This window comes from Bradyrhizobium sp. Unk1, assembly GCF_059512345.1.
The window spans coordinates 1-7,495 of record NZ_JCAMOP010000102.1 but is presented as its reverse complement, the minus strand read 5'-3'; the positions used below and the strand labels follow the sequence as shown (position 1 = coordinate 7,495).

Sequence of the window (7,495 nt, the reverse complement as noted above, 5' to 3'; positions counted from 1 at the left end):
TCCACCGAATCGAGATGATAAAGTGAATCATCAAGCCCCCTCCCTGGCGAGGGGGTTCTTCAGCAGACTGCTAGATCTAAAGAGCCGGTATCCCGGATGCAGCCAAACCTCGCCAGCCTGCCAAGCCGCACGCCGCGTGCCGGCGGCCACCGACGCAACTTCGTGGGGGTTTGGGGAACCCGAATGCTTAAAGCTTTGCTAAGGGGGCGCGGGATAAACTGGCATATCAGCCCTTCCATTTCTTGCGAGCACCGATGTTTTTCTCCCGCATCAGTTTCAAGCTGGTCCTGATTGTCGGCATCAGCCTCCTTGGCATGATCGCTCTGGCGCCGATCGCGCTCTCGACCCTGCGCGCGCAGATGATCGCCGACCGCCAGGCCAAGACGCAGCACATGGTCGACGTCGGCTACGGCATCCTGGCGCACTATCAGAAGCTCGAGAGCGAGGGGAAGCTGCCGCGCGAGCAGGCGCAGGCCGCCGCGATCGCAACGATCAAGAGCCTGCGTTATGACAAGGTCGAGTATTTCTGGATCAACGACATGGCCCCCAAGATGGTCATGCACCCGATCAAGCCCGAGCTCGACGGCAAGGATCTCTCCGGCATGAAGGACCCCGCCGGCAACGCGCTGTTCGTGGGCTTCGTTGACGTCGTCAACAAGCAGGGCGCCGGCTTCTACGGCTATCTCTGGCCGAAGCCGGGCTTCGAGCAGCCGGTCGGGAAAATCTCCTATGTGAAGGGCTTTGCGCCCTGGGGATGGATCATCGGCACCGGCATTTATCTCGACGACGTCGATGCCGTTTTTCGCCAGAATGCGACGACGTTCGCCTACATTTGTCTGGCCGTGCTGGTCCTGGTGCTGGCCTGCTCCTTCTTGATCGGCCGCAGCGTGACCCGGCCGCTCGCGAAAATCACCGCGCTGACCGAGCGCCTCGCCGCCGGCGACAGCGCGTTCGAGGTGCCCTACACCGGCCGCAGCGACGAGGTCGGCGGGCTCGCCAAGGCGCTTGCCGTGTTCAAGGACAATGCGTCGGCGGTGGGCCGCATGCATGCCGAGCAGCACGAGACGAAGCAGAGGGCCGACGACGAGAAACGCAAGACGATGGCCGATCTCGCCGGCAAGTTCGAGGCGAGCGTTCAGGCCGTCGTCCGCGACGTCTTCACCGAGGCGCGCGCGATGCAGCAGGCCGCGCAAGGCATGTCGGAGACCGCGAACAAGGCGACCGACCGCGCAAGCTTCGTCGCGACGGCCTGCCAGCAGGCGTCGAGCAATGTGCAGACGGTGGCGTCCGCCGCCGGCCAGCTGTCGTCCTCGATCACCGAGATCAGCCAGCGTGTGGCACAGGCTGCAAGCGTGGCCGACAAGGCGGCCGCGGACGGTCAGCGCACCAACGACACCGTGCAGGGGCTGGCCGCCGCCGCGCACAAGATCGGCGAGGTCATCGACCTCATCAACCAGATCGCCTCGCAGACCAACCTGCTCGCGCTCAACGCCACCATCGAGGCGGCGCGCGCCGGCGAGGCCGGCAGGGGATTTGCCGTGGTCGCGAGCGAAGTGAAATCGCTGGCGAGCCAGACCGCGAAGGCGACCGACGAGATCGGCGCGCAGATCGCCGCGATCCAGGCCGAGACCAACCAGGTCGTCGGCAACATCGAGAGCATCCGCAAGACCATCATGGAGGTCAACGAGATCTCCTCGTCGATCGCGGCCGCGGTCGAGGAGCAGGGCGCCGCGACGCAGGCGATCGCCCACAGCGTGCAGGAGGCGGCGTCCGGCACCGACCAGGTCTCGCAGAACATCTCGGGTGTCACCGACGCCACGGCGGAAACGGGCCGGGCCGCGGGCCTCGTGCTGCAATCGAGCGGCCGGCTGGCGCAGAAGCTGCAATCGCTGGAGAACGAGGTCAGCACCTTCGTTGCTGGCGTGCGGGCGGCCTGACAGCGTGCTCGTACGATCTGCCGTGGCGCGGATTATCCGCCTCGTCACGGCGCGCGCGGGCAATTGATATTCCGGCCCGCGGGACCGGTCACCGCGAGCGGCTTTCCCGCCCTTGACGGCTGCGGCTAAAGTGAAGAAGCAGGATCATCGAACCTGCCGACCCGCGCCTCGGCCCGCGGGCATGGAGACGCCGCATGTCGTTCAAGAAACTCCTGATCGCCAACCGTGGCGAGATCGCCATCCGCATCGCGCGCGCGGCGGCCGACGCCGGCATCGCGACGGTCGCGATCCATCCGGCCGATGACGCGCTGTCGCTGCACGTGCGCGTTGCCGACGAGGCGATCGAAATCCCCGGCCGCGGCGCACGGGCCTATCTCGATATCGAAGCGGTGGTGAAGGCGGCGAAGCGCGCCGGCTGCGACGCGGTGCATCCCGGTTACGGCTTCCTCAGCGAGAACGCCGCGTTCGCCAAGGCTTGCGCGGATGCGGGCATCGCCTTCGTCGGGCCGAAGCCGGCCGCGCTCGAACTGTTCGGCGACAAGGTCGCGGCACGGCAACTGGCAAAGCGCTGCGGCGTGCCGATCATCGCCGGGACCAGCGGGCCCTCGTCGCTGGAGGAGATCACGGCATTCTTCGAATCCCTCGGCAAGGGCGCGGCGATCGTGATCAAGGCGATGGCCGGTGGCGGCGGCCGCGGCATGCGCGTCGTGGAGAATGTCGCCGATCTCGCGGAAGCCCATGCGCGCTGCCAATCCGAGGCCAGGGCGGCGTTCGGCTTCGACGGCGTCTATGCCGAGCGCCTGATCCGGCAGGCCCGTCACATCGAGGTGCAGATCATCGGCGACCGCCATGGCGCGATCTCCCATCTCTGGGAGCGCGAATGCACCATCCAGCGCAGGCACCAGAAGCTGATCGAGGTGGCGCCGAGCCCGTCGCTCAGCGACGCCTTGCGCGGCCGCATCATCGAAGCTGCGAGGCAGCTTGCGACCGCGGCGTCCTACGACAATCTCGGCACCTTCGAGTTCCTGGTCGACGGCACGGCCGAGGACAGCTTTGCCTTCATCGAGGCCAATCCGCGGCTTCAGGTCGAGCACACAGTGACGGAGGAAGTGCTCGGCCTCGACCTCGTCCGGGCCCAGCTTGCGGTCGCCGCCGGCGCAACATTGGCCTCCCTTGGTCTGGCAGAGGGCTCCATCCCAAGGCCGCGCGGCTACGCCATGCAGCTCCGCGTCAACATGGAGACGCTGGACGAGCTGGGGGCGACGCATCCGACCGGCGGCGTGCTCGCCGTGTTCGAGCCGCCGTCGGGGCCCGGCGTCCGCGTCGATAGTTTTGGTTATGCCGGCTACAAGACCAGCGCGGCGTTCGATTCCCTGCTGGCCAAGGTCATCGTGCACACGCCGGGCGAAGCCTGGCACGACGTCGTGGCAAAAGCCTCGCGCGCCTTGCGCGAGTTCAGGATCGACGGCGTCGTCACCAACATCGCCTTCCTCCAGGCAGTGCTCGCACATCCCGATTTCAGGACCAACCGCATTGCGACCGATTTCATCGATCGCAACATCGCAAAGCTGGTCGAGGCGGCCGATGGCGCGGCAAAGCCGCTCTATTTTGCCGCGACCGAGCGAAGCGGCCATGGCGCGGAGACGCACGTCGCGCAGATCGTGCCCGAAGGCGCGGTGATGGTCGCAGCGCCCCTGCAGGGAACCATCGTCACCGTCCAGGTGAAGGAAGGCGAGATCGTGCGCCCGGGCCAGCAGCTCGCCGTGATCGAATCCATGAAGATGGAGCATCTGGTCATGGCCGAGCAGGGCGGCCGCGTCATGAAGCTCGTCGCCGGCGATGGCGTTACCCTGATGCATGGCGAACCGATCATGTATCTGGAGCCGCTCGACGTCGCGGCCGATGCGTCGGCGGCGGAGGCCGATGTCGATCTCGACCATATTCGTCCCGATCTTGCCGAGGTGATCGCGCGCCAGGCCAATACGCTCGATGCGAACCGCCCGGCCTCGGTCGAGCGCCGCCGCAACACCAACCAGCGCACCGCGCGCGAGAACGTCGCGCAGCTCGTCGACGACGGCTCGTTCATGGAGTACGGCAGCCTCGCGATCGCGGCGCAGCGCCGCCGGCGCAAGCTCGACGACCTCATCAAGAGCACACCGGCCGACGGCCTCGTGATGGGTGTTGCGACGGTGAATGCCGAGAAGTTCGGCGCCGAGGGGGCGCGCTGCATCGTCGTGGCCTATGACTACACCGTGCTCGCGGGCACGCAGGGCCACATGAACCACAAGAAGATCGACCGCATGCTGACGCTTGCGGAAGACTGGCGCGTCCCGCTGGTGTTCTATGCCGAAGGTGGCGGCGGCCGGCCCGGCGACACCGACCGGCTCGGCATGACCGGCCTCGACGGCCCGTCCTTCGTGCAGTTCGCGAAGCTCTCCGGCCTCGTGCCTGTCATCGGCGTGGTCTCCGGCTATTGCTTTGCCGGCAACGCCGCGATGCTCGGCTGCTGCGACGTCATTATCGCCACCAGGAACGCCTCGATCGGCATGGGTGGGCCCGCGATGATCGAAGGCGGCGGTCTCGGGGTCTATCACCCCGCGGAGGTCGGCCCTGTTACGTTCCAGTCACCGAACGGCGTGATCGACATCCTCGTCGAGGACGAGGAGGAGGCGACGCGGGTGGCGCAAAAATACCTGTCCTATTTCCAGGGCGCGGTTACGGAGTGGCAAGCGGCCGACCAGCGTCTGCTCCGTCGTGCGATCCCCGAGAACCGCCTGCGGGTCTACGACATCCGCAGCGTGATCGATCTCGTCGCCGACAAGGATTCCGTGCTGGAGCTGCGCCGCGACTACGGCGTCGGTATGATCACCGCGCTGATCCGCATCGAGGGCAAGCCGTTCGGTCTGATCGCCAACAATCCGCGTCATCTCGGCGGCGCGATCGATGCCGACGCCGGCGACAAGGCCGCGCGCTTCCTTCAGCTCTGCGACGCCTTCGATCTGCCGATCGTCTCGCTCTGCGATACGCCCGGCTTCATGGTCGGCCCGGAGGCCGAGAAGACCGCGATCGTGCGCCACGTCTCGCGCATGTTCGTGACAGGCGCGAGCCTTACCGTGCCGCTGTTCGGCATCGTGCTGCGCAAGGGTTATGGTCTCGGCGCGCAGTCGATGATCGGCGGCGGCTTCCACGCCTCCTTCTTCACCGCGGCCTGGCCGACCGGCGAATTCGGCGGCATGGGCCTGGAGGGCTATGTTCGCCTCGGCTTCCGCAAGGAGATGGAGGCGATCGCCGATCCCGAGGAGCGCGAGACCTATTATCGCAACAAGGTCGCCGAGCTCTATGCCAACGGCAAGGCGGTCTCGATCGCCTCGGTGTTCGAGATCGACAACGTCATCGACCCCGCCGAGACGCGGCGCTGGATCATGGCGGGCGTGCGCTCGGTGCCGAAGCCGCCCGCGAGGACGGAGAAGAAGCGGCCGTGCATCGATACGTGGTGAGCGCAGTGCAGCAATAGCTGCGTCCCGGTTCCCGATTGACATCCCCGCCTGTGCTGCCAGACTTTGCACAATAATACAGGGTGGAGACGTCCGCGATGGCCAGCCTTTCGGCCTCGAACCATGTCGCCCGTGTCTTGTCCGTCGCCAATCACGTGGCCGACGTCGATGCCTCGTCGCGCATTGCCGATTCCTGGCGGCGCTGCCTGATCAGCCACAAGCTCGACCCCGCCCGCCAGGGTCCGCCGCAGACGCTGACCGAAGCCGAGATTCGCCACGTCGCCGAGCCCATGGAGGAGACGATCCGGTTGGCAACGCCAGAGCTCGACGATCTCGCCCGCGTGCTCCGCGATGCCGGCTACTGCGTCAATCTCGCTGACGTGAACGCGACCATGCTGTTCAGCCGCCTGCCGGGCGAAGCCGACGCAAAGATGTTTCTGGACTGGAAGATCTACACCGGCTCGAATTTCGCCGAGACCTTCGAGGGCACCAACGGGCTCGGCACCGCGCTTGCCGAAGAGAAGCCCATCCTGGTGCATCGCGACGAGCATTTTCGCGCGCAGTGGCACATGTTCTCCTGCGCCGTGGCGCCGTTGTTCGATCAGGCCGGCCGGCTCGCCGGTGCCGTGAACATCACCTCGTGCCGCGAGGATCTCGAACGCGCCGCGCATCAGCTCGCGCTCGCGGTGACGATGGAGGCGACGCGGCGGATGGAGGGCGCGATCTTCCGCGGCCATTTCCGCAACGCCTGGATCGCCACCGTGCCTGATGACGGCGGCAGCGGCCTGCTCGCCTATGACGACGATCGCCGCATCGTCGGCGCCTGCCGTTCGGCGCGCGCGCTGCTGGGCCTCACCGACGGTTTGATCGCATCCGGCATCGATCTGTCGCGCTATATCAAGTTCGATCACCATACCGCGCGTGGTGCGGATGAGGTCGTCGAACTGCGTCGCGCCGACGGCAGCGCGCTGGGGCAAGGACATGTCGCGCCGCCGCTGCGGGCGAGGCCGTCCACTCAGCGTCGTGACGTTCCGGTCGATCGTTTCGATTCGCTGCATCGGCTCGCAGGCCGCGATCCCGGCCTGATCAAAAGCGTCAAACGCCTGCGGAGCATCGGCGACCACAATCTGCCGGTGCTGCTGCATGGCGAGACCGGCGTCGGCAAGGACGTGTTCGCGCGCGCGATTCACGCGGCGAGCAACCGCGCCCGCAACCATTATGTCGCGCTGAACTGTGCGGCGATGCCGGAGAGCCTGATCGACGCCGAGCTGTTCGGCTATGAGGCCGGCGCCTTCACCGGCGCGCGCCGGGACGGCTCGAAGGGTCTGATCGTGCAGGCCGACGGCGGCACGCTGTTCCTCGACGAGATCGGCGACATGCCGATCGCGCTGCAGACCCGCCTCTTACGCGTGCTCGAAAACCGCGAGGTCTGGCCGCTCGGCGCGCTCAAACCGGTGCCGGTCGACATCCGCCTGATCAGCGCGACCCATCGCGACCTCGGCCGCATGGCGGAGGAGGGCGCCTTCCGCGCCGATCTCTACTTCCGCCTGCGCGGCATGGAGGTGCGACTGCCGGCGTTGCGCGAGCGCGCCGACCGGGACGATATCATCCGCCAGATCGCGCGCGAGGAGGCGCCGGATTGCCGCCTGTCGGACGAGGCCTGGGGGTTGCTCTCGGCCTATCCCTATCCCGGCAACATGCGCCAGCTCCGCCACGTGCTGCGGCTTGCCGGCTGCACCGCGGAGGACGGCGTCATCATGGATGCCGATCTCGATCTGCCTCCGTTCGGGGGAAGGTCGGCAGAGCCAGATCTCGCAGCGGCCGAGCGTGCGACGATCGTCGAAGCGTTGCGCAAACATGGCGGCCGCGTCACCGAGGCCGCGCGTGCGCTGGAACTCAGCCGCGCCACGCTGTATCGGAAGATCAAGCAGTTGAAGATCGAGACGACGCGGTAGCGCTCAGTCGCATGCAGTGTTCGTTCTTCCCCTCTCCCCTTGTGGGCCTGTTGCGTTATCGGCTCTTGAGGCTGAAGACGTCAGGAGAGAAGGCCTTGGTCCCGGTAAT

Annotated in this window: 3 protein-coding genes; all 3 read left to right on the top strand. The window is 66.7% G+C overall.

Annotation, left to right across the window (positions count from 1 at the left end; all coding sequences use genetic code 11):
* Positions 1–254 precede the first annotated feature (254 nt).
* The 3 genes from AC5ZFO_RS46585 to AC5ZFO_RS46575 all read left to right on the top strand — a co-directional run bounded on the left by AC5ZFO_RS46585 (position 255) and on the right by AC5ZFO_RS46575 (position 7,386).
* Positions 255–1,937 (top strand): methyl-accepting chemotaxis protein, encoded by a 1,683-nt coding sequence (locus tag AC5ZFO_RS46585; protein ID WP_282523277.1) that lies wholly within the window; start codon positions 255–257, stop codon positions 1,935–1,937.
* Positions 1,938–2,131: 194 nt separating this feature from the next.
* On the top strand, positions 2,132–5,434 hold the full coding sequence (locus AC5ZFO_RS46580; protein WP_282523278.1) for an acetyl-CoA carboxylase family protein: 3,303 nt from the start codon (positions 2,132–2,134) through the stop codon (positions 5,432–5,434).
* Positions 5,435–5,529: 95 nt separating this feature from the next.
* Positions 5,530–7,386, top strand: a complete 1,857-nt coding sequence (locus AC5ZFO_RS46575; protein ID WP_282523279.1) for a sigma-54-dependent Fis family transcriptional regulator — start codon at positions 5,530–5,532, stop codon at positions 7,384–7,386.
* Positions 7,387–7,495: the final 109 nt, after the last annotated feature.